20 protein-coding genes are annotated in these 20,844 nt (G+C 69.3%); 7 read left to right on the top strand and 13 right to left on the bottom strand.

Translation table 11 applies throughout. The features are described from left to right. Positions 1–94 precede the first annotated feature (94 nt). Positions 95–4,048 carry an ATP-dependent RNA helicase HrpA gene (gene hrpA, locus ACZ6ZD_RS27770; protein WP_465676852.1) on the top strand — a complete coding sequence of 1,318 codons (3,954 nt, stop codon included), beginning with the start codon at positions 95–97 and terminating at the stop codon, positions 4,046–4,048. Here the strand turns inward: hrpA and ACZ6ZD_RS27765 are convergent. Then, positions 4,045–4,986 carry a helix-turn-helix transcriptional regulator gene (locus ACZ6ZD_RS27765; protein ID WP_465676851.1) on the bottom strand — a complete coding sequence of 314 codons (942 nt, stop codon included), beginning with the start codon at positions 4,984–4,986 and terminating at the stop codon, positions 4,045–4,047. The two genes, hrpA and ACZ6ZD_RS27765, sit on opposite strands and share 4 nt — an antisense overlap. 66 nt (positions 4,987–5,052) lie before the next feature. On the opposite strand from ACZ6ZD_RS27765, the gene ACZ6ZD_RS27760 reads away from it, so the two are divergent. Beyond that, positions 5,053–5,883 (top strand): DinB family protein, encoded by an 831-nt coding sequence (locus tag ACZ6ZD_RS27760; RefSeq protein ID WP_465676850.1) that lies wholly within the window; start codon positions 5,053–5,055, stop codon positions 5,881–5,883. Here ACZ6ZD_RS27760 and ACZ6ZD_RS27755 read toward each other — a convergent pair whose 3' ends face one another. After that, a complete protein-coding gene (locus ACZ6ZD_RS27755; protein ID WP_465676849.1) occupies positions 5,884–6,675 on the bottom strand; it encodes a helix-turn-helix domain-containing protein in 792 nt (263 codons plus the stop codon). 69 nt (positions 6,676–6,744) lie between these two features. On the opposite strand from ACZ6ZD_RS27755, the gene ACZ6ZD_RS27750 reads away from it, so the two are divergent. Further along, positions 6,745–7,491, top strand: a complete 747-nt coding sequence (locus ACZ6ZD_RS27750) for a phytanoyl-CoA dioxygenase family protein (protein ID WP_465676848.1) — start codon at positions 6,745–6,747, stop codon at positions 7,489–7,491. A 53-nt stretch (positions 7,492–7,544) separates the two neighbouring features. Here ACZ6ZD_RS27750 and ACZ6ZD_RS27745 read toward each other — a convergent pair whose 3' ends face one another. After that, positions 7,545–7,961, bottom strand: a complete 417-nt coding sequence (locus ACZ6ZD_RS27745; RefSeq protein ID WP_465676847.1) for a VOC family protein — start codon at positions 7,959–7,961, stop codon at positions 7,545–7,547. A gap of 266 nt (positions 7,962–8,227) precedes the next feature. Here ACZ6ZD_RS27745 and ACZ6ZD_RS27740 point away from each other — a divergent pair, with 266 nt between their 5' ends. Beyond that, complete coding sequence (locus ACZ6ZD_RS27740; RefSeq protein WP_465676846.1) at positions 8,228–9,808, top strand: beta-N-acetylhexosaminidase; 1,581 nt, start codon at positions 8,228–8,230, stop codon at positions 9,806–9,808. Positions 9,809–9,812: 4 nt separating this feature from the next. On the opposite strand, the gene ACZ6ZD_RS27735 is transcribed toward ACZ6ZD_RS27740, so the two are convergent. Together ACZ6ZD_RS27735 and ACZ6ZD_RS27730 are read right to left on the bottom strand one after the other, a co-directional pair. Continuing rightward, positions 9,813–10,382 carry a TetR/AcrR family transcriptional regulator gene (locus ACZ6ZD_RS27735; RefSeq protein WP_465676845.1) on the bottom strand — a complete coding sequence of 190 codons (570 nt, stop codon included), beginning with the start codon at positions 10,380–10,382 and terminating at the stop codon, positions 9,813–9,815. Between the two features lie 24 nt (positions 10,383–10,406). Then, the gene (locus ACZ6ZD_RS27730) at positions 10,407–10,688 is read right to left on the bottom strand and encodes a protealysin inhibitor emfourin (RefSeq protein WP_465676844.1); all 282 of its coding nucleotides are present in this window, start codon (positions 10,686–10,688) and stop codon (positions 10,407–10,409) included. A 449-nt stretch (positions 10,689–11,137) separates the two neighbouring features. Here ACZ6ZD_RS27730 and ACZ6ZD_RS27725 point away from each other — a divergent pair, with 449 nt between their 5' ends. Next, the gene (locus tag ACZ6ZD_RS27725) at positions 11,138–11,341 is read left to right on the top strand and encodes a cold-shock protein (RefSeq protein WP_012921273.1); all 204 of its coding nucleotides are present in this window, start codon (positions 11,138–11,140) and stop codon (positions 11,339–11,341) included. Between the two features lie 121 nt (positions 11,342–11,462). Here the strand turns inward: ACZ6ZD_RS27725 and ACZ6ZD_RS27720 are convergent, their stop codons facing one another. Further along, on the bottom strand, positions 11,463–12,317 hold the full coding sequence (locus ACZ6ZD_RS27720; RefSeq protein ID WP_465676843.1) for an LLM class flavin-dependent oxidoreductase: 855 nt from the start codon (positions 12,315–12,317) through the stop codon (positions 11,463–11,465). A 129-nt stretch (positions 12,318–12,446) separates the two neighbouring features. On the opposite strand from ACZ6ZD_RS27720, the gene ACZ6ZD_RS27715 reads away from it, so the two are divergent. Next, a complete protein-coding gene (locus tag ACZ6ZD_RS27715) occupies positions 12,447–14,150 on the top strand; it encodes a BCCT family transporter (RefSeq protein WP_465676842.1) in 1,704 nt (567 codons plus the stop codon). 29 nt (positions 14,151–14,179) lie between these two features. Beyond that, positions 14,180–14,788 (top strand): dioxygenase family protein, encoded by a 609-nt coding sequence (locus ACZ6ZD_RS27710; RefSeq protein WP_465676841.1) that lies wholly within the window; start codon positions 14,180–14,182, stop codon positions 14,786–14,788. Between the two features lie 22 nt (positions 14,789–14,810). Here the strand turns inward: ACZ6ZD_RS27710 and ACZ6ZD_RS27705 are convergent, their stop codons facing one another. The 7 genes from ACZ6ZD_RS27705 to whiA form a co-directional block, all read right to left on the bottom strand. Continuing rightward, positions 14,811–15,791, bottom strand: coding sequence for an SMP-30/gluconolactonase/LRE family protein (locus tag ACZ6ZD_RS27705; RefSeq protein WP_465676840.1), 981 nt, complete (start codon positions 15,789–15,791; stop codon positions 14,811–14,813). Positions 15,792–15,882: 91 nt separating this feature from the next. Next, positions 15,883–16,242, bottom strand: coding sequence for an RNA polymerase-binding protein RbpA (locus ACZ6ZD_RS27700; protein WP_171673152.1), 360 nt, complete (start codon positions 16,240–16,242; stop codon positions 15,883–15,885). 15 nt (positions 16,243–16,257) lie between these two features. Next, on the bottom strand, positions 16,258–16,491 hold the full coding sequence (gene secG / locus ACZ6ZD_RS27695) for a preprotein translocase subunit SecG (protein WP_465676839.1): 234 nt from the start codon (positions 16,489–16,491) through the stop codon (positions 16,258–16,260). After that, positions 16,488–17,294 carry a triose-phosphate isomerase gene (gene tpiA / locus ACZ6ZD_RS27690; protein WP_465676838.1) on the bottom strand — a complete coding sequence of 269 codons (807 nt, stop codon included), beginning with the start codon at positions 17,292–17,294 and terminating at the stop codon, positions 16,488–16,490. Before tpiA ends, secG begins: the two co-directional genes overlap by 4 nt. 4 nt (positions 17,295–17,298) lie before the next feature. After that, positions 17,299–18,492 (bottom strand): phosphoglycerate kinase, encoded by a 1,194-nt coding sequence (locus ACZ6ZD_RS27685; protein WP_465676837.1) that lies wholly within the window; start codon positions 18,490–18,492, stop codon positions 17,299–17,301. Between the two features lie 85 nt (positions 18,493–18,577). Then, positions 18,578–19,582 carry a type I glyceraldehyde-3-phosphate dehydrogenase gene (gene gap, locus ACZ6ZD_RS27680; protein WP_465676836.1) on the bottom strand — a complete coding sequence of 335 codons (1,005 nt, stop codon included), beginning with the start codon at positions 19,580–19,582 and terminating at the stop codon, positions 18,578–18,580. Positions 19,583–19,783: 201 nt separating this feature from the next. Beyond that, positions 19,784–20,767, bottom strand: coding sequence for a DNA-binding protein WhiA (whiA, locus tag ACZ6ZD_RS27675; protein WP_171673147.1), 984 nt, complete (start codon positions 20,765–20,767; stop codon positions 19,784–19,786). Between the last annotated feature and the right edge of the window lie 77 nt (positions 20,768–20,844).

Below are 20,844 nucleotides of genomic sequence, written 5' to 3'. Positions count from 1 at the left end.
AGCTCCCCGTCACGAGTCCGGTGCCGCGCCGGATCCGGTACGCCGTCCGAGGCGTCGAGGGGGTCGAGGGCGGCGGCCCACCGCTGCGGGGCCGGTGGCCGAGGAGCAGGCGGGGCCGGAGTTGGCTGCGGTGGCCACGCGGCTGGCGGAGCTGACGGCGTACGACCGGGAGCAGCTGGGGCGGCGGCTGGAGCGGGTTCGGGGGACGAAGGATCCGCAGAAGCGGGCCGATGCGCTGCAGGGTGTGATCGGCGCGGTCGAGCAGGCCGAGCGGCGGGTCGAGGTCCGCCGGGCGGCGGTGCCGGAGATCACGTATCCCCCGGAGCTGCCGGTCAGCCAGCTCAAGGACGACATCGCCGCCGCGATCCGCGACCACCAGGTCGTCGTGGTCGCGGGTGAGACCGGCTCGGGCAAGACGACGCAGCTGCCGAAGATCTGCCTGGAGCTCGGCCGCGGGATCCGCGGCACGATCGGCCACACCCAGCCCCGGCGGCTCGCGGCGCGCACGGTCGCCGAGCGGATCGCGTCCGAGCTGGACACCGAGCTCGGCGAGACGATCGGCTTCGCGGTCCGGTTCACCGACAAGGTCAGCGAGCGCTCGCTCGTGAAGCTGATGACCGACGGCATCCTGCTCAACGAGCTGCAGCGCGACCGCGACCTGAGCCGCTACGACACGCTCATCATCGACGAGGCGCACGAACGCAGCCTGAACATCGACTTCATCCTCGGCTACCTCAAGCAGCTGCTCCCCCGCCGCCCCGACCTGAAGGTGATCATCACCTCGGCGACCATCGACCCGGAGCGGTTCGCCGAACACTTCGCGGACGCCGGGGGCACGCCGGCGCCGATCGTCGAGGTCTCCGGCCGGACGTACCCGGTCGAGGTGCGCTACCGCCCGATCAACGACCCCGACGACCCGAGCACCCTCGAACGCGACCAGACCCAGGCGATCCTGGACGCCGTCGACGAGCTCGAGTACGAGGCGGACGGCGACGTCCTGGTCTTCCTCAGCGGCGAGCGCGAGATCCGCGACACCGCCGACGCGCTCAACGACAAGTACGCCGCCCAGCGCGGCCGGCCGAACGCCGTCGAGGTCCTCCCGCTCTACGCGCGGCTCTCGAACGCCGAGCAGCATCGCGTCTTCCAGCCCAGCGGCAACCGGCGGATCGTCCTCGCGACCAATGTCGCCGAGACCTCGCTGACCGTCCCCGGGATCAAGTACGTCATCGACCCCGGCACGGCGCGGATCTCCCGTTACAGCCATCGGACCAAGGTCCAGCACCTCCCGATCGAAGCGGTCAGCCAGGCGAGCGCCAACCAGCGCAAGGGCCGCTGCGGCCGGACGAGCGACGGTATCTGCATCCGCCTGTACTCCGAGGAGCACTTCGAGAGCCGCCCGGAGTTCACCGACCCCGAGATCCTGCGCACGAACCTGGCCTCGGTCATCCTGCAGATGACGGCGATCGGCCTCGGCGACATCGCGGCGTTCCCGTTCATCGACGAGCCCGACAAGCGCAGTATCAGCGACGGCCTGCAGCTGCTGACCGAGCTGGGCGCGATCGAGAACCAGAAAGCCGGCGAGCGGCACCGCCGCCTGACCCCGATCGGCCGCCAGCTGGCGCAGATCCCGCTCGACCCGCGGCTGGCCCGGATGATCGTCGAGGCCGACAAGCACGGCTGCGTCCGCGAGGTGATGGTGATCGCCGCCGCCCTCTCCATCCAGGACCCGCGGGAGCGGCCGACGGACGCCGAAGCGCAGGCCCAGCAGGCGCATGCGCGCTTCCGCGACCCGAACAGCGACTTCCTCGGTTACCTGAACCTGTGGGCGTATCTGAAGAAGCAGCAGAGCGACCTCTCGGGCAACCAGTTCCGCCGGATGTGCCGCAGTGAGTACCTCAACTATCTGCGCGTCCGCGAGTGGCAGGACATCTTCGCGCAGTTGCGCCAGGTCGCGAGCCAGATCGGCGTCACGCTGAACAGCGGCGGCCCGGCCGACCCGCAGATCGTGCACCTCTCGCTGATGTCGGGCCTGCTGTCGCATCTCGGCATGAAGGACCCGGCGAACCAGCACCAGTACATCGGCGCCCGCGGCGCCAAGTTCGCGATCTTCCCCGGCTCCGGGCTGTTCAAGAAGCCACCGCAGTTCGTCATGGCGGCCGAGCTGGTCGAGACGTCCCGGCTCTGGGCGCGCGTCAACGCCAAGATCGAGCCCGAGTGGGCCGAGGACATCGCCCAGCACCTGATCAAACGCTCGTACTCCGAGCCGCACTGGGAGCGCAAGGCCGGCGCGGTGATGGCCTACGAGAAGGTCACGCTGTACGGCGTCCCGATCGTCGCCCGGCGCAAGATCAACTACGGCAAGGTCGACCCGGAGACGTCGCGCGAGCTGTTCATCCGGCACGCGCTGGTCGAGGGCGACTGGGACACCCACCACAAGTTCTTCCACGAGAACCGCAAGCTGATCGCCGAGGTCGAGGAGCTCGAGGAGCGGACCCGGCGGCGGGACCTGCTCGTCGACGACGAGACGTTGTTCGCGTTCTACGACGAGCGGATCGGCGCCGAGGTCGTCACCGGCCGGCACTTCGACACCTGGTGGAAGAGCGCCCGGCAGCGCGACGCCGACCTGCTCGACTTCGAGCGGTCGCTCGTCGTCCGCGAGGGCGCGGAGGTGAAGGCCGAGGAGTTCCCGCTGCACTGGACGCAGAACGGGATGACCTTCGACCTGACCTACGCCTTCGAGCCCGGCACCGACGCAGACGGCGTCACCGTGCACCTCCCGTTGCTGGTCCTCAATCAGGTCAGCGCGGACGGTTTCGAGTGGAGTGTGCCCGGTTTCCGCGAGGAGCTGCTGACGACGCTGATCAAGTCGTTGCCGAAGGCCATCAGGCGCAACATCGTCCCCGCGCCGGATCACGCCCGGCAGATCCTGCCGCTGCTCGACCCGGCCGACGGCGCGCTGACGACCGCGATGGCCAACGAGTTGCGGAACCTGCGCGACGTGATCATCGACGACGCCGACTGGGACTGGTCGCGGGTGCCGGAGCATCTGCGGATGACGTTCCGGGTCCTCGACGACCAGGGCAAGACGGTGGCCGAGGGCAAGGATCTCGCGAAACTCAAGGAGCGGCTGAAACCGAAGACGACGGCCGCGATCTCGAAGGTCGCGTCGAAGGCGGTCAGCGGGCTGGAGCGCTCCGGCCTGACGGACTGGACGTTCGGCGATCTGCCGCGGAGTTTCTCCGAGCACCGCAACGGGCTGACGGTCGCCGGGTATCCGGCGCTGGTCGACGAGGGTAAGACCGTCGCTATCCGGCTGCAGGAGACCGAGCGCGACCAGGCCGCCGCGATGTGGGCCGGGACGCGGAAGCTCCTGCTGCTGACCATGCCGTCGGTGATCGACGTCGTCCAGCGACATCTCAGTAGTACGCAGAAGCTGACGCTGATGGCCGGCCCGCACCGCAATGTCGGTGAGCTGCTGGACGACGCGATCGCCGCGGCCGTTGACCAGCTGATGACGGCCGCCAACGGCCCGGCGTGGAACCTGACGGCCTTCTCGGTCCTGCGGGACGCCGTCCGGTCCGACCTGGCCGACACCGTGCTCGGGATCCTCCGCCAGGTCGAGCAGGTGCTCGGCCACGCGCGGACGGTGGACAAGGCGATCTCGCGGGCGTCCAGCCCGGCGCTGCTCGCCGCGCTCTCCGACGTCCGCGGTCAGCTGGAGGCGCTCATCCGCCCCGGTTTCATCACCGCGACCGGCGCCAAGCGGCTCCCGGATCTGGTCCGCTACCTGCGGGGGATGGAGCAGCGGCTCGACAAGATCGGAGCGAACGCGATGCGCGACCGCTCCGGGATGGCGATCGTCCAGACGCTCACCGACGAGTACCAGCAGCGCCTGCGCGCCGTCCCGACCGGCAAGTACCCCTCCCCCGAGCTGCTCGACGTCCGCTGGATGCTCGAGGAGCTCCGGATCAGCCTGTTCGCCCAGACGATCGGTACGCCGTACCCCGTCTCGGACAAGCGCATCCGCAAGGCCCTCGCCCAGAGCTAGCTGTCGAGCAGCCGTTGGCCGATGCAGTGGACGGCTGCTCGGAGCTCGGGCGGGTCGAGGATCTCGAACGGCCACGGGATGCGGGTGGTCACGAAGACGAGCGGGCCGAGGTCGTTGGCGGCGAAGCGGAGTTCGCAGCTGGCGGCGTCGATCGGCGTCACGATGACTTCGCCGGCCGGCAGGACGCGCTGCGCCGTCTCGGCGTCGACCTGGACGCGAACCCGGGCAACGATGTCCCAGGGCGCGACACCAGTGCCTTCGGCAACGAACGCCACGGGGTCCGGTGGATCGTCGAAGCGATGCCGGACGCCGGTCCGTTCGGGGTGGGTGATGCGATCGACGCGGAAGGATCGCCAGGCCTGGCGATCCCGGTCGCGGGCGACGAGGTACCAGCGACGTCCGGTGTGCACGATCTGGAGCGGCTCGACGCGGCGGTCGGACGGCGTGCCGTCGTGGGAGCGGTAGGCGAAGTGGAGTCCTTCGGTATCGCGGCAGGCGGCCGCCAGGACGGCAAGCACTTCGGCGTCGATCGTCGGCAACTCACCCTGCGGTAGCTGGCTGACCTGGGCGCCGATCGCGGCGACGCGCTCGCGGAGGCCGGCCGGGAGCACCTGCTGAAGTTTGGTCAGCGCGGAGATCGCGGCCTCTTCGACTCCGGAGACGGTCGTGGTGGTCGCGACCCGGAGGCCGACGGCGACAGCAACCGCTTCCTCGTCCTCCAGCAGCAGAGGTGGCAGGCGGCCGCCGGGGCCGAGGCGGTAACCACCTCCGATCCCGGCCGCCGCCTCGACGGGATACCCGAGAGAGCGCAATCTCGTCACGTCCCGGCGGACCGTCCGGGGCGTGATCGCGAGCCGCTCGGCCAGCTCGGCGCCCTCCCACTGCGGGCGCGCCTGGAGCAGCGAGAGCAGTCGGAGGAGACGGGCCGCGGTGTCCATGGTGAAATCCATTCTGCCTCGACCTGCGGACCGTTCCTGTCCGCAGGTCGGCCTACGGTGGGAATCATGACCACGACACAGAGCATTGTGGAGCTGTCCGACTTCGCCTGGGAGCGGTTACGCGACCGGGTCGAGGGCCTGACCGACGAGGAGTACTTCTGGGAGCCGTTCGACGGCTGCTGGAGCGTCCGGGACGGCGTACCGGACCTCGACGCGCTCCCGGTCGAGCCGGCGCCGTTCACCACGCTCGCCTGGCGGATCACGCACATCATCGACATCCTGCAGGAGGAGCGGACAGCGACCTGGTTCGGGCACGAGCCCGCGCCCGGGGATGGCGAACCGTCGGTGCCGAGAACGGCCGAGGAAGCGCTCTCGGCGCTCTCTCACGCGTACGACGTGTGGCGCCGCCGGCTCGCCGCGCTGAGCCAGGAGGACCTCGACCGGCCGCTGGGCGAGATCGCCGGGCCGTTCGCGGCGCACGACGGGACGGCCTTCGCGCTGCACATCGTCGACGAGCTGATCCATCACGGCGCCGAGGTCGGGACGGTCCGCGACTTCTACCGCGGGACGCACCCCGAGGACCCGTTCAGCGCGGCGCTCGCCGGTGAGCTGACGCCGTCCACGCGGCCGACTCTGCTCGCCGAGGCCGCGGCGGCGCGGAAGTGGGAGCTCCTCCCCCAGCTCGCCGACCTCGGTTTCGACCTGAGCGCGAAGACCGCGAGTGGTTTCACCGCGGCCCACCTCGCCGCCGGGGTCGGGAACGTCGAGGCGCTGCGCTTCCTGGTCGAGCGCGGCGCGGATCTGTCGGTGAGCGATTCCCGGTTCGACGCCGACGTTCTCGGCTGGGCCAAGTGGTTCAGCCAGCCCGCGACCACGGAGTACCTGCAGTCGTTGTGATCAGGGCACGAAGGCGCGCTGCGACGTCCGCCGGAACTCGCGGGGCGACATGTCGTGCGCCGCGGTGAAACGCCGGGTGAAGTAGGACTGGCTGCTGAAACCGCAGCGGTCCGCGACGGCGGCGATCGGGAGGTTCGTTGCCGCTAGCAAGGATGCCGCGTGTTCGAGGCGGAGGTCGGTGACGAAATCGGTCGGCGTCCGGCCGTAGGCGGCGCGCACCGAGCGGGACAGATGCGCCGGGCTGACGGCGGCCAGTTCGAGCAGACGCGGGAGCCCCGCACGCAGATTGGACTCCGAGCGCATCGCCGTCCCGGCCTTACCGAGCCAGCCGGGGACGTCGCTCGGCGCGGCGTCGGGCGTGACGGGCTGGAGAAGGTCGATCCAGAACCGCAGCAGGTCGTACGAGGTCGGCCCGTTCTGGAAGCGCTCCAGCGCCTGAGAGAACGCAGGGAGCGCTCTCTCGTCGTGAAACCGGGCCGGGCAGGCGCTGCGCGTCAGGTCCAGGAACCCTTGCCAGGCGGAGCTCGGGAACGCGATGTTGATGAACTCCAGGCCCGCTCCACGCATCGCGTGCTGATCGGACGGCCGGACCAGGACGACGTCCCCGCGGGCCAGCGGCTCGGAGCCGGTCGCGAGCAGGTGCTCGCCGGTCCCGGAGACGACGCCCATGAACTCGTGGAAGTCCGCGTGCGTGTGCATTTCGGTGTCGCCGGACCGGGCCGGGATGCGGACGCGCGCCGCGTGGTACGGCCGACCGAGCGCATGCGGCGCGAACCGCAGTAACTGGACCATCTCAACACAGTACAAATTCCGGTCAGCACGCTGCTAGTAGTCGCGACAGCGCGAACCGACCATGGAGGCATGTTCGAAGACGACGGCTACGTGATCTTCCGCAACGTGATCGACCCGGAGCTGATCAAAGAGGTGAACGATCACGTCGAGTGGCTGCAGGCCCGGCACCCGGAGGTCCGGCCCGAGCAGCTCGGCCACATCTACCTCCGCGACGACCCGTTCTGGGTCCGCTTGGTCAGCGACGACCGGCTGGTCGACATCGCCCAGCGGTTCGTCGGCCCGGATATCGCTCTCTTCGCGTCCCACTACATCTCCAAGCCGCCGTACTCCGGCCAGCCGGTGCTGTGGCATCAGGACGCCGCCTTCTGGCCGCTCGACCCGATGGAGGTCGTGACGCTGTGGCTCGCGGTCGACCACTCCACCCCCGAGAACGGCTGCGTCCGGGTGATCCCGGGCAGTCATCGGTCCGGAGTGGCCGGGATGCGCGCGAACACCAGCGTGGAGAGCGTTCTCGGGAAGGAGATCGCGGTCGAGGTCGACGAGTCCGAAGCCGTCGACATGGTGCTCGCGCCGGGTGACGTCGAGGTGCACCACCCGAACATCGTGCACGGCAGCAACGCCAACACCTCGCCGCGCCGGCGCTGCGGCCTGACGATCCGCTACATCCCGACGTCCACCCGGATCACCGACCCCGAGACGCCGTACCCGAGCGCGTTCCACCTGCGCGGCGAGCCGGGTGTGAACAGCTACCAGCCGCGCCCGGAGTACGACGCGGCCCGGCACTTCGCCTTCGCCGGAAACGCCAGCTGGATGTGAAAAGCCCGCCCCGGCCAGGTGACCGGGGCGGGCATGAGGTGTGTGTCGGTCAGTTACTCCAGGCAGATCCGGAAGGGATGACCCGCGGGATCGGCGTAGATCCGCCAGCCGCGCGCGTTATCGGCCGGAGGTGGGTCGAGCGGGTCCAGCGGCTCCGCTCCGAGCGCGACCACGGTGGCGTGGCCGCTGGAAAGGTCCTCGACGATGAGGTCGAGGTGGAGATCCTGCGCGTCGGCGCCGGGCCACGTGGCCGGCAAGTACTCCTCCGAGCGCCGGAAGGCCAGCGTCGAGAATCCGAGCGAGGAGCCGGGGCCGGTCAGGCTCCGCCAGTCCTCGTCACCGTTCTCGTCGACATCCAGCCCCAGCAGCGCCGAGTAGAACTGGGCGAGCTCGAGTGGGTCCGGGCAATCCAGGACCACCGAGCCGAGCCGCCCGGCAGTACTGCCCGGCTGCTCTGCCACCTGCGTCATCTGTCCTCCAGCTTCTGTTTCATGAACAGCCTGCCCTTGTCGGGCAGGACCGACGGACCCTCTGGTCGGAAGGCCCGGCCGCCTACGATGACAGGTCGGCACGACATTGCGCACCTTTCGACACGCCTCCCTGACACCTCAACCTCTTCGCGAGGCGGCAGTACCCGTTCGGCGGGCATTTCATCCGGGGTTCGGCCGGATTGCCTCCTGCGCAACGCGACTTGCTTCCGGTTGACGCGGAAGGCGCTTACCCGAACACTGCGGACATGAAGCGACTAGCCCGCCCCCGTGTTCCGCTGATCGGACTGCTCGCCGCAGCCCTGTTGGCCACTCCACTCTTCGCCACCGCGCAACCGGCCGCCGCGCCCGCGCCGGCGCTGATCCCGAAGCCGGTCTCCCAGCAGGCGCTGCCCGGCCAGACATTCACTCTGCAGCCCTGGACGACAGTCGGCGTCGTGACCAGCGCGAAGGAGCGTAAGGCCGCCTACCGGGTGGCCGAGCAGCTCTCGGCCCAGCTGCGGCGCTCGACCGGCTTCCCGGTCCCCGTCGTCCCGGCCGTCGGCACGATCCGGCTCTCCACCAACGGCCCGAGCACCCTCGGCGCCGAGGGTTACGAGCTGCGCGTCGAGCACTCGGCCGTCACCATCACGGCGGCGACGCCGGAGGGCCTGTTCCGCGGCGTCACGACGCTGCGCCAGCTGCTGCCCGCCAAGGCCGAGGCGTCGAGCCGGCAGGGCGGCCCGTGGAAGATCGCCGGGACCAAGATCGCCGACTCCCCGCGGTACGCGTACCGCGGGGCGATGCTCGACGTCTCCCGGCACTTCTTCTCGGTCGCCGAGGTCAAGCGCTACATCGACCTCGCGTCGCTCTACAAGCTCAACAAGCTGCACCTGCACCTGTCCGACGACCAGGGCTGGCGGATCCAGGTCGACAGCTGGCCCAAGCTGACGACGTACGGCGGCAGCCTCGAGGTCGGCGGCACCCCGGGCGGCCACTACACGAAGGCCGATTTCGCGGAGATCGTGAAGTACGCCGGGGAGCGCTTTCTCACCGTGATCCCGGAGATCGACACCCCGGGACACACGAACGCCGCGCTGGCGTCGTACGCCGAACTGAACTGCGACGGCGTCGCCCCGCCGCTCTACACCGGCACGAAGGTCGGCTTCAGCTCCCTGTGCGTCGCGAAGGACCTCACCTACGACTTCCTGGACGACGTGTTCCGCGAGGTCAGCGAGCAGTCGCCGGGCGACGTCCTGCACCTGGGCGGCGACGAGGCGCACTCGACGCCGCACTCGGACTACCTGACCTTCGTCCCGAAGGCCGCCGATCTGGTCACCAAGCACGGCAAGCGCGTGATGGGCTGGCAGGAGATCGCAGAGACCGCTCTCCCGGCCGGGAGCATCGCGCAGTACTGGGGCACGGACGACGCGCGCTCGCGGGAGCTGGCGCGGAAGGCCGCCGCACAGGGCGCGCAGGTCGTGCTGTCACCGGCCAACCGGGCCTACCTGGACATGAAGTACCACAAGGACACTCCCCTGGGTCTCGACTGGGCCGGCCTGGTCAGCGTCGAGAAGTCCTACAGCTGGAACCCGTCGACGCTGATCCCGAATCTGCCGGAGAGCGCTGTCGCCGGCGTCGAGGCGCCGCTGTGGTCGGAGACCCTGGACGACATCGACAAGGTCGAGTTCATGGCGTTCCCGCGGCTCCCCGGGATCGCGGAGCTCGGCTGGTCGCAGGCCTCCGCGCTGGACTGGACGACGTACAAGGATCGGCTGGCCGGTCAGGGCTCGCGCTGGGACGTCCTCAGCGTGAACTTCTACCGCGCACCGGAGATCGCCTGGCGCTGACTGATCACAGACCGGCTGCTGCCGACCTGAGGTCGGCCAGCTCCTGCTGAGCGAGCTCGGCGAACTCACTCTGGTTCGCCGGGCTCGCCCACAGCGCGTACGCCCGATGCATCGCCAGCCCACCCAGCTCGGCCGCGATCAGCGCCGTCCGCTCGGCCACACCGCGCTGCAGCAGCGCCTCGGCCATCGCCGCCGCAATGGCGGCCTCCTTCATCGCACTGCGCTCCTGCAGCTCACGGTTGCCCGCAATGACGGCCAGCAGCCGGGGGCCGTAGTCCCGCCGGCCCTCCACGAAGGCCTCCGCAGCAGCCTGCAGCGCCGCAGCGACGGCCTCCAGCGGCGTCGCGTCCGGACCGGCTCCAGCAATGCCGTCAGCGGTCAGACGACAGAGCAGGTCCTCGCCGGCGAACAGGACCTCGCGCTTGTCCGGGTAGTGCCGGAAGAACGTGCTCTTGGTCAGCCCGGCGCGGGTGGCGATCTGGACGACGGTCGTGCTGTCGTACCCCTGCTCCTCGAACAGCTCCAGGGCCGCGCGTACCAGCCGCTCCCGCGGCTCGGGTTCCCATCGGGCCATGCAGCCATCCTAAGGTGACGGGACTCAGTCGCGTCCGCGCAGCACCCGGTCCACCAGCCAGGCCGTCGACACGTCGAGGTCCTGCTCAGCTACGACGTACTGCGTCGCCACGGCGTCCGCCGTTTCGCGGACCTCCAGCCGGTAGACGTACCGGTCCGGCTGCGGCCGGCCAGTGCCCAGCGACGACCCCGCCAGGGCCCGGACGACGGCGTCCAGCTGCTCGGCGTCCGGCTCGGCGCTGGTATCGAGCTCGGCCTGGGCGGTCAGCCCGGCGAACCCGCCGCTACGGCTCACAATGACGATCAAGGGCGGTCTCCTCGGCGGTCGGGACACCACGATTGCGTGCCGTGCAACGAATGTCCAGAGTCGTGCGACACGCCGGAAAATTCGATCAGGAACGGACGGCCATTACCCGGCGTACCGGTCGTGTTGTCTCACGTTGCCAAGCATTTACCCCCGGTCCCGGAGATGAATCAGCAGGTCGGCGCGGGATTCGGCAGTTCGGCACCGGTTCCGGGCGGGTGAATTCGGGTGCTCACGGAGCGTGGCAACCGGCGACAATCAGCGACACGTGTTCGCGATCACCCCTTCCGCGTGGCCGCAGATCGGCTACAGTTATCGCGTTGCAGTTTTGGACTCCCACTGACTTTCGCTGTGCTGTACGGCCGGTTCTGTCGTCTGGGGCCTTTCGGCGACACGTGGCTCATGAGGTGTGGGTCGCGGTTTGTTACAAGCCATCAAGGAGATAGACACAAATGGCTGTCGGTACTGTCAAGTGGTTCAACGCTGACAAGGGCTTCGGCTTCATCACCCCGGATGACGGTGGCGCGGACGTGTTCGCGCACTACTCGGCCATCCAGACCTCGGGCTTCCGCTCGCTGGACGAGAACCAGCGCGTCGAGTTCGAGATCACCCAGGGCCAGAAGGGCCTTCAGGCGGAGAACATCCGCCCGATCTGATCTTCGGATCAGCCTTTCTCGTACTGAACGGAAGGGCCGCACATCTTCGGATGGGCGGCCCTTTCGCTTGCTGTGAGCATGCAGCGCTTGCTGTCAGCATGCAGTGCTTGCCGGGAGCGGGTCAGCGGAAACGCGGGACGATCTCGGTGGCGATCTGCTCGAGCAGGTCTTCGTCGCCGGCGTAGATGCCGTCGGCGCGGGGGTAGTGGGTGATCACGTCGGTGAAGCCGAGGGCGGCGGCGCGGCCGACGATGTCCTCGAAGGCGGCGACGCTCGACAGGGCGTAGGCGCCGTTGTCGATGGACAGGTAGCGGTCGAACGGGCGGTCGCCGACGACGTCGTCCAGGCGGTGTTTGAGGTCGGTGACGCCGGCGAACCAGCTGTCCAGGTCGTCGGCCTTGCGGCCGGTGGTGACCCAGCCGGCGCCGTACTTGGCGGCCAGGCGGAGCGAGCGCGGGCCGTTGGCGGCCATCACGAACGGGACGCGCGGCTGCTGGATGCAGCCGGGGAGCGTGCGGGCGTTGCGGGTCTCGAAATACTCGCCCTTGTGGTCGACGCCGTCAGTGGTGAGCAGAGTGTCGAGCAGCTCGACGAACTCGGTGAGCCGGTCGACCTTCGCGCGCGGGCCGAGCTCGGGGCCGCCCTGGATGGTGGTGTCGATCCCGCCGCCGGCGCCGATCCCGCACAGGAACCGGCCGTCGGAGATGTCGTCCAGGGCAAGGATCTCGCGGGTCAGCGCGAGCGGATGGCGAAAGTTCGGCGAGGTGACGAAGGTGCCGAGGCGCATCGTCGACGTGACGAGCGCGGCCGCCGTCAGCGTCGGCGTCGTCCCGTACCAGGGCGAATCCTGCAGGCCTCCCCAGGTCAGGTGGTCATAGGTCCAGGCGTGGTCGAAACCGAGTTCCTCGGCCTTCCGCCACCGCCGCTCCGCATCCTTCCACCGGTACTCCGGCAGGATGGTGATCCCAAATCGCATACCTCGCACCTTAGTCGGTGTGTCGGAAACCACGATTGTTGCGTTTTGCCACGATCTTCGACACGGTCGTAAGGCAGTTCCCCCGACCTGACGAAATGGAGGCGCGCCGAAGCGAGGCGTGAATCACCTGTGGCGATCGACATCGACAGCCCGGCAGAACCCCTCGACACCGATCAGCACCCCGCACTCGCGGTACCACCACCGCCCGGCAGCCGAAGTCGCGGCGCCGGGCTCGACCGGATCACCTTCGGGATCACCGCCGTCGTCGCCCTCGCATTCGTTGCCTGGGGCATCGTCGACGCCGCCGGCCTCGGGACGGCGTCCACCTCGGCGCTGGGCTGGGTGGAGAAGAACACCGGCTGGCTGTTCGTCCTGCTGGCCTCCGGGTTCGTCGTCTACGTGATCTGGCTGGCCGCCGGCCGGTACGGGCGGATCCCGCTCGGCGCGGACGACGAACAGCCGGAGTTCAAGACCGTCTCCTGGGTGGCGATGATGTTCAGCGCCGGGATGGGGATCGGCCTGATGTTCTTCGGCGTCAGCGAGCCGCTCTCGCACTTCGTCGCTCCCCCGCCCGGCACCAGCCAGGCCGAGACGTCCGACGCGCTCGAGACCGCGATGGCGACGACGCTGTTCCACTGGACGCTGCACCCGTGGGCGATCTACGCGGTCGTCGGGATCGCCATTGCCTACGGCACCTTTCGGCGTGGCCGCTCGCAGCTGATCAGCGCGGCGTTCCAGCCGCTGCTCGGACGGCGGACCGAAGGCCCGATCGGGAAGGTGATCGACGGGCTCGCGATCTTCGCGACGCTGTTCGGGTCGGCGGCGTCCCTCGGGCTCGGGGCGCTGCAGATCGGCTCCGGGGTGCGGATCCTCGGCTGGCTCGACACGACCGGCAACGGCGTCCTGGTCGGGGTGATCGCCGTTCTGACCGCGGCGTTCGTCGCGTCGGCGGTGTCGGGGGTCGCGAAGGGCATCCAGTGGTTGTCGAATATCAACATGGTGCTGGCCGTCGTCCTGGCCCTGTTTGTGTTCGTGGTCGGCCCGACGGTGCTGATCCTGAATCTGGTGCCGACCGCGATCGGCGACTACTTCCGCGACCTGGCCGACATGGCCGCGCGGACGGAGGCGAGCGGCGGCGACGCGATGGCCGAGTGGCTGTCCGGCTGGACGGTCTTCTACTGGGCCTGGTGGATCTCGTGGACGCCGTTCGTCGGGATGTTCATCGCGCGGATCAGCCGCGGGCGCACGATCCGGCAGTTCGTCACGGGGGTCCTGCTGGTGCCGTCGCTGGTCAGCGTGCTGTGGTTCTGCATCTTCGGCGGGACGGCGATCTCCATCCAGCGCGACGGGACGGATATCGCCGGGCAGTCGACGACCGAGGGACAGCTGTTCGGGATGCTCGACCAGATCCCGTGGCCGGCGGTCACGACGACCCTCGTCGTCCTCTTGGTGGCGATCTTCTTCGTCTCCGGCGCGGACGCCGCGTCGATCGTGATGGGGACGCTGTCGGAGCGGGGCGCGATCGAGCCGAAGAAGCCGCTGGTCGTGTTCTGGGGTGTGCTGACCGGCGCCGTCGCGGCGGTCATGCTGCTCGCGGGCGGAGGCGGTTCGGATGCGTTACAAGGCCTGCAGAACGTGACGATCGTGGCCGCGCTGCCGTTCGCGCTCGTGATGGTCGGGCTGGCGGTCGCGCTGGTCAAGGATCTGCGGACGGACCCGTTGATGCTGCGGCATGCGATCGGCTCGGAGGCGGTCGAGGCGGCGGTGATCGAAGGGGTCAGCCAGCACGGTGACGACTTCGCACTGGTCGTCGAGCCGACCAAGGAGGAATAAATTGAGCTCTCAACTATATTGTTGAGGGTATGACTTCGACCCCGGTGCTGTACCTGAGCCATGGCGCTCCCCCGCTGGCCGACGACCGCCGCTGGACTTCCGAACTGGCGGCGGTCTCGGCCGGGCTCACCCGCCCGACCGCGATCCTGATCGTCTCCGCGCACTGGGAGGCGGCGCCGCTGACCCTCGCCGCGACGTCCACCGTCCCACTGCTGTACGACTTCTACGGCTTCCCGCAGCACTACTACGAAGTCCAGTACGCCGCTCCGGGCGCACCCGAGCTCGCCGACCAGGTCCGCAAACTACTGCGCTCCCCCGGCACCCCCGTCTACGACGACCCGAACCGCGGGCTCGACCACGGCGCATACGTCCCGCTGAAGGAGATGTACCCGGACGCCGACGTCCCGGTCCTCCAGGTCTCGATGCCCACCCTCGACCCGACCGAGCTCTTCCGCCTCGGCCAGAAGCTCGCCCCGCTGCGCGACCAGGGCGTCCTCATCATCGGCAGCGGTTTCACCACCCACAATCTGCGGGAGCTGAACTTCGCCGCCGGCGCCGCCACCCACCTCTCCACCGCCCAAACCGTCGTCGACGGCTTCTGGTACGGCCTCTCCAAACGCTCCTGGCAAATCAACTGAACCCCCGCCCGACGGGCTGGGCTCAGGAGGTTGGGGTGGGGCAGGTGGCGAGGGTTGTGGTGCCGATGCTGGAGAGCCAGAGGGTGCCGTTGCGTTCGCGGATGCCGGTGGGCATGCGGAAGGCGGGGTGGGTGGTGCGGAGGTCGTGGACGAGGGCGCCGGATTCGGTGTAGGCCTGGATCTCGATGATGTCGGCGGCGGCTGGTTGGAGGGCTTCGGGGAGGGACCAGACGAGTTTGCGGAGGATGGGGGCCTTGGGGAGGAGGGCGTCCAGGAGGGTGTTGCGGGGGGAGCCGATGGTGACCCAGATGAGGCCGTCGGAGCCGGTGGAGATGTTGTCGGGGAGGCCGGGGATCCGGGTGAGGAGCTCGGGCTCGGCGCCTGGGGTGGTCAGGTCGAGTTTCCGGACGGCGTACGCCGCGGTCTCGGCCCAGAAGACGGTGCCGGCGTCGGCGGACAGGGCTACGCCGTTGGGGAAGGCGCGGTTGGCGGCCAGGCGGGTGACGGCGCCGTCCGGGGTACGGCGGTAGAGGCTGCCGGTGGCGGAGTGCTCGAGGAGGTCCGCTTTCCAGTGCTCGAAGCCGAAGCGGGTCGAGGAGTCGGTGAAGTAGATGGTGCCGTCGGGGGCGACGGCGGCGTTGTTGCAGAAGCGCATCGGGACGCCGTCGATCGCGGCCAGCAGGGTCGCGACGCGGCCGTCGGCGTCCAGCGTGAGCAGGCCGCGGTTGGCGTCACAGATCAGGACCTTGCCGTCGGGCAGCCACTCCAGCCCGAGGGGCCGGCCACCGGTGTCGGCCAGCGTTTCGATCTTCAGGCCGTCGGCGCTCACCCGCAGGATGCGACCGTCCACCAGGCCGGTCAGGACGTTCCCGTCCGCGTCGATCAGCGCGTCCTCCGGACCGTGCCCGGGGACGTCGACCGTCATCACGTCGAAGCCGCTCGGGTGCCGGACCGGGTCGGCGGGCGGCGGAGTCCAGCGGACGGGCGCGATCGAAGGCTTCATGGACCGACCCTACTAGGCGTCAGCCGCCCCACACACAACGCGACAACCCGGAGCGGTCACGAGGACCGATCCGGGTTGCCGACTGCTGAAATCAGAAGATGACTTCGCCGCGGGCACGCCGCGCGCGGAGCTTCTCCAGGGCCTCTTCGAGGATCTCGGCCGCCTCCGATTCGGAGCGCCGCTCCTTCACGTAGGCCAGGTGGGTCTTGTAGGGCTCGATCTTCGTCGGCGGGGGCGGGTTGTTCACATCGGTGCTGGTCGGCAGACCGCACCGCGGACAGTCCCACGCCTCCGGGACGGCGGCGTCGACCGCGAACACGGTCGCCGTCTCGTGCCCGTTGGCACAGAAGAACACGACACGCTGCCGGGGCGCGGTGTCGCCGCGCTCCGCCTCGCCCATCGGTCCGGCGCCGACCCGGCTGCCGCGAATCGCACTACCACCACCAGCCACGGGAACCTACTCTCCTCAGCCGATTTTGTAGAGCAGGCCGAGGGCCACGATGGCGGCGAACCAGATCAGGCCGACGCCGATCGTGATGCGGTCCAGGTTCCGCTCGGCCACCGACGAGCCGCCCAGGCTGGACGACACACCGCCACCGAACAGGTCCGAGAGACCACCGCCACGGCCTTTGTGCAGCAGCACGAGGAGCGTGAGGATGAGGCTGCAGATGATCACTACGATCGAGAAAGCGAGAATCACGAGGAGTAGCCTAACTGAAGGTCCAGGTAACGGCAGATGCCGGCGAACTCGTCCACCTGGAGGCTCGCGCCCCCAACCAGACAGCCGTCGACATCCGGTTGGGCCATGATGCCACCTGCGCTGGCCATCTTCACCGATCCGCCGTAAAGAATCCGTACCGAGTCGGCGACCGAGGGTGAAATCGTCTCCTCGATCCGCGCGCGGATGGCGGAGTTCACCTCCTGCGCGTCCTCCGGCGTCGCGACCTCACCGGTGCCGATCGCCCAGACCGGCTCGTAGGCGATCACGAGCTTGCGGACGTCGTCCTGTTTCAGGCCGGCCAGCGCCGCGTCGACCTGGGCCAGTACGTGCTCGACCTGGCCGTTGGCCTTGCGGACCTCGAGCCCCTCGCCGACGCACACGATCGGGATCAGCCCGGCCTCGAGCGCCTTCGCGGTCTTGGCGTTGACGAGCGCGTCGTCCTCGCCGTGGTACTGCCGGCGCTCGGAGTGCCCGGTCAGGACGTACGCACAGCCGAGTTTGCTCAGCATCGCGCCCGAGATCTCACCGGTGTAGGCGCCGGCGTCCTTGGCGGAGATGTCCTGGGCGCCGTACCTGATCTTCATCCGGTCACCGTCGACCAGCGTCTGCACGCTGCGGATGTCGGTGAACGGCGGCAGCACCGCCACCTCGACGCGCGCGAAGTCGTGCTTCTTGTCCTGCAGCGTCCACGACAGCTTCTGCAGCAGGTGCACGGCCTCGACGTGGTTGAGGTTCATCTTCCAGTTGCCCGCCATCAAGGGCGTACGGGCAGCTTCTGCCATCAGCTCAGTCCTCTTCCAGTACGGCGAGTCCCGGGAGCTCCTTGCCCTCCAGGTACTCGAGGGATGCGCCGCCACCGGTGGAGATGTGGCCGAACGCATCGTCGGCGAAGCCTAGCTGCCGGACGGCGGCCGCGGAGTCACCGCCGCCGACGACACTCAGGCCATCTACCTCGGTCAACGCCTGCGCGACAGCCTTGGTTCCACCCGCGAAGGCCGCCATCTCGAAGACGCCCATCGGGCCGTTCCAGAACACCGTCTTCGCGGCCGCGACCTCGGCGGCGAACGCCTTCGCGGACTCCGGGCCGATGTCCAGACCGAGCTGGTCGGCCGGGATCGCGTCGGCGGCGACGACGGTCGCGGGCGAGTCGGCCTTGAACTCCGGCGCGACCACGATGTCGGTCGGCAGCACGATCTTGTCGCCGGCCTCCTCGAGGTACCCGCGGACGACGTCCAGCTGGTCCTCCTCGAGGAGGCTCTTGCCGACCTCGTGGCCCTGCGCCTTGAGGAACGTGAAGACCATGCCGCCGCCGATCAGCAGCTTGTCGGCCTTGGCCAGCAGGTTGTCGATCACGGCCAGCTTGTCCGAGACCTTGGCGCCGCCGAGGACGACGACGTACGGCCGCGCGGGCTCCTCGGTCAGCTTCTTCAGGACGTCGACCTCGGCGAGCACCAGGCCGCCGGCAGCGTGCGGGAGCTTGCCGGCGACGTCGTACACGCTGGCCTGCTTGCGGTGCACGACGCCGAAGCCGTCGCTGACGAACACGTCGGCCAGCGCCGCGAGCTCGTCGGCCAGCTGATCGCGCTGCGCCTCGTCCTTGCTCTCCTCGCGGGCGTCGTACCGGACGTTCTCCAGCAGCAGCACCTCACCCTCGTCGAGGTCCTGGACGGCGGACTGCGCCGAGTCGCCGGTCACGTCGGTGGCGAAGTGGACGGTGATGCCTTCGGCGGCCAGCAGCTCGCCGAGCCGCTTGGCGACCGGGGCCAGCGTGAACTCCGGGTTCGGGGTGCCCTTCGGGCGGCCGAGGTGCGCGGTCACGATCACCTTGGCGCCGGCCTTGGCCAGCTTCACCAGCGTCGGCAGCGAGGCGCGGATGCGGCCGTCGTCGCCGATCACGTCGTTCTTGATCGGTACGTTCAGGTCGGAGCGGACGAGCACCCGCTGACCGGCCAGGTCGCCGAGATCTTCGATGGTCTTCACGAATCTGCTTCCTGTTCAAGACAACGTCCGGAGAACCGGGGTGCAGGACCGCGGTTCCCCGGACGTCACGGGACCGAAGAGAACGTCAGAGGGACTTACCGACGTAGTTGACCAGGTCGACGAGGCGGTTGGAGTAGCCCCACTCGTTGTCGTACCAGCCGACGACCTTGACCTGGTTGCCCAGGACCTTGGTCAGGCCGGCGTCGAAGATGCAGGACGCCGGGTCGGTGACGATGTCGCTGGAGACGATCGGGTCCTCGGTGTAGCGCAGGAAACCCTTGAGCGCGCCCTCGGCCGCGGCCTTGACGACGGCGTTGACCTCCTCGGCGGTGGTCTCGCGGCCGACGTTCACGGTCAGGTCGGTGGCCGAGCCGGTGGGGATCGGCACGCGCAGCGCGTACCCGTCCAGCTTGCCCTTGAGCTCCGGCATGACCAGGCCGATCGCCTTGGCGGCGCCGGTCGAGGTCGGGACGACGTTCAGCGCGGCGGCGCGGGCGCGCCGCAGGTCGCTGTGCGGGCCGTCCTGCAGGTTCTGGTCCTGGGTGTAGGCGTGGACCGTGGTCATCAGGCCCCGCTCGATGACGAACTCGTCGTGGATGGCCTTGGCCATCGGGGCGAGGCAGTTCGTGGTGCAGGACGCGTTCGAGATCACGGTGTGCTTCTCGGCGTCGTACAGCTCGTGGTTCACGCCCATGACGACGGTGAGGTCCTCGTTCTTCGCCGGGGCGGAGATGATGACCTTCTTGGCGCCGTTGTCGGCGTGCGTCTTGGCCTTGGTCGCGTCGGTGAAGAAACCGGTCGACTCGATCACGACGTCGGCGCCGACGTCCGACCACTTCAGGTTGGCCGGGTCGCGCTCGGCGAACGCCTTGAAGCTGTGACCGCCGGCGGTGATGTCGGTGTCGGTCGCGGACACGTCACCCGGGAAACGGCCCAGGATCGAGTCGTACTTGAGCAGGTGGGCGAGGGTCTGGTTGTCGGTCAGGTCGTTGACGGCGACGACCTCGATGTCGGCACCGGACGCCTGCACGGCGCGGAAGAAGTTACGGCCGATCCGGCCGAAGCCGTTGATACCTACGCGTACGGTCACGGGACTACGTCTCCTCGAACTAGCGGTCCAGCACTGCTCTTCACCCCGAACACTAGCCCAACCGCCCACTCGGCCAACTGGTGCTATCCACAGCAGACCACCCCCGGCGAGCCGTCAGTCGTGGTCCAGACCAGCCAGGCACGGAAAGGCCCCGGGAAGTTCCCGGGGCCGATCGGTGAATACCAGTGGTACCGCAGGTGTTCAGGCCGGGTCGAGCATCTCCGGGGTCAGGTTCGCCTCGGTGTTCGGGATGCCGAGATCGGACGCGCGCTTGTCGGCCATCGCCAGCAGGCGGCGGATCCGGCCGGCGACGGCGTCCTTGGTCAGGGCGGGCTCGTGCAGCTGGCCGAGCTCCTCGAGACTGGCCTGCTTGTGCTCCAGCCGCAGCTTGCCGGCGACCTGCAGATGATCGGGGACGTCGTCGCCGAGGATCTCCAGCGCGCGCTCGACCCGGGCGCCGGCAGCGACCGCGGCGCGGGCGGAACGGCGCAGGTTCGCGTCGTCGAAGTTGGCCAGCCGGTTCGCCGTGGCGCGCACCTCGCGGCGCATCCGGCGCTCCTCCCAGGCGAGGACGGACTCGTGCGCGCCGAGACGGGTCAGCAGCGCGCCGATCGCGTCGCCGTCGCGAATGACCACGCGGTCGACATTCCGCACCTCCCGAGCCTTCGAGCCGATCCCCAGCCGCCGGGCCGCGCCGACCAGCGCCAGCGCCGCCTCCGGCCCCGGGCAGGTGACCTCGAGGGACGACGACCGCCCGGGCTCGGTCAGCGAGCCGTGCGCCAGGAAGGCGCCGCGCCAGGCCGCGACCGCGTCACACGAAGCGCCCGACACCACAGCCGGCGGCAGCCCGCGAACCGGACGGCCGCGGTTGTCGACCAGGCCGGTCTGGCGGGCCAGCGCGTCGCCGTCGCGCACGACGCGGACGACGTACTTGGTCTGCTTGCGGATCCCCGACGGGGAGATCACGACGACGTCCGACGGGTGGCCGAAGATCTCGGCGATGTCCTTGCGCAACCGGCGCGCCGCGGCGCCGCTGTCCAGCTCGGCCTCGACGACGATCCGGCCGGAGACCAGGTGCAGACCGCCCGCGAACCGCAGCACCGACGAGACCTCGGCCTTGCGGCAGCAGGGTTTCGTCACCTGGATACTGGTCAGTTCGGACTTCACCTGTGCTGTCATCGCCATAGAAGGCATCCTCCCACCGTTGTCAAAGACCCCCGTCGCGAACCCCGAGGCAGAACGTCCAACGGCGCCCGGCACGA

It is taken from the genome of Kribbella sp. NPDC104218 (assembly GCF_055584105.1).
Note: the sequence above shows the minus strand (reverse complement) of the source record. Positions and strands in the feature narration are given on the sequence as shown.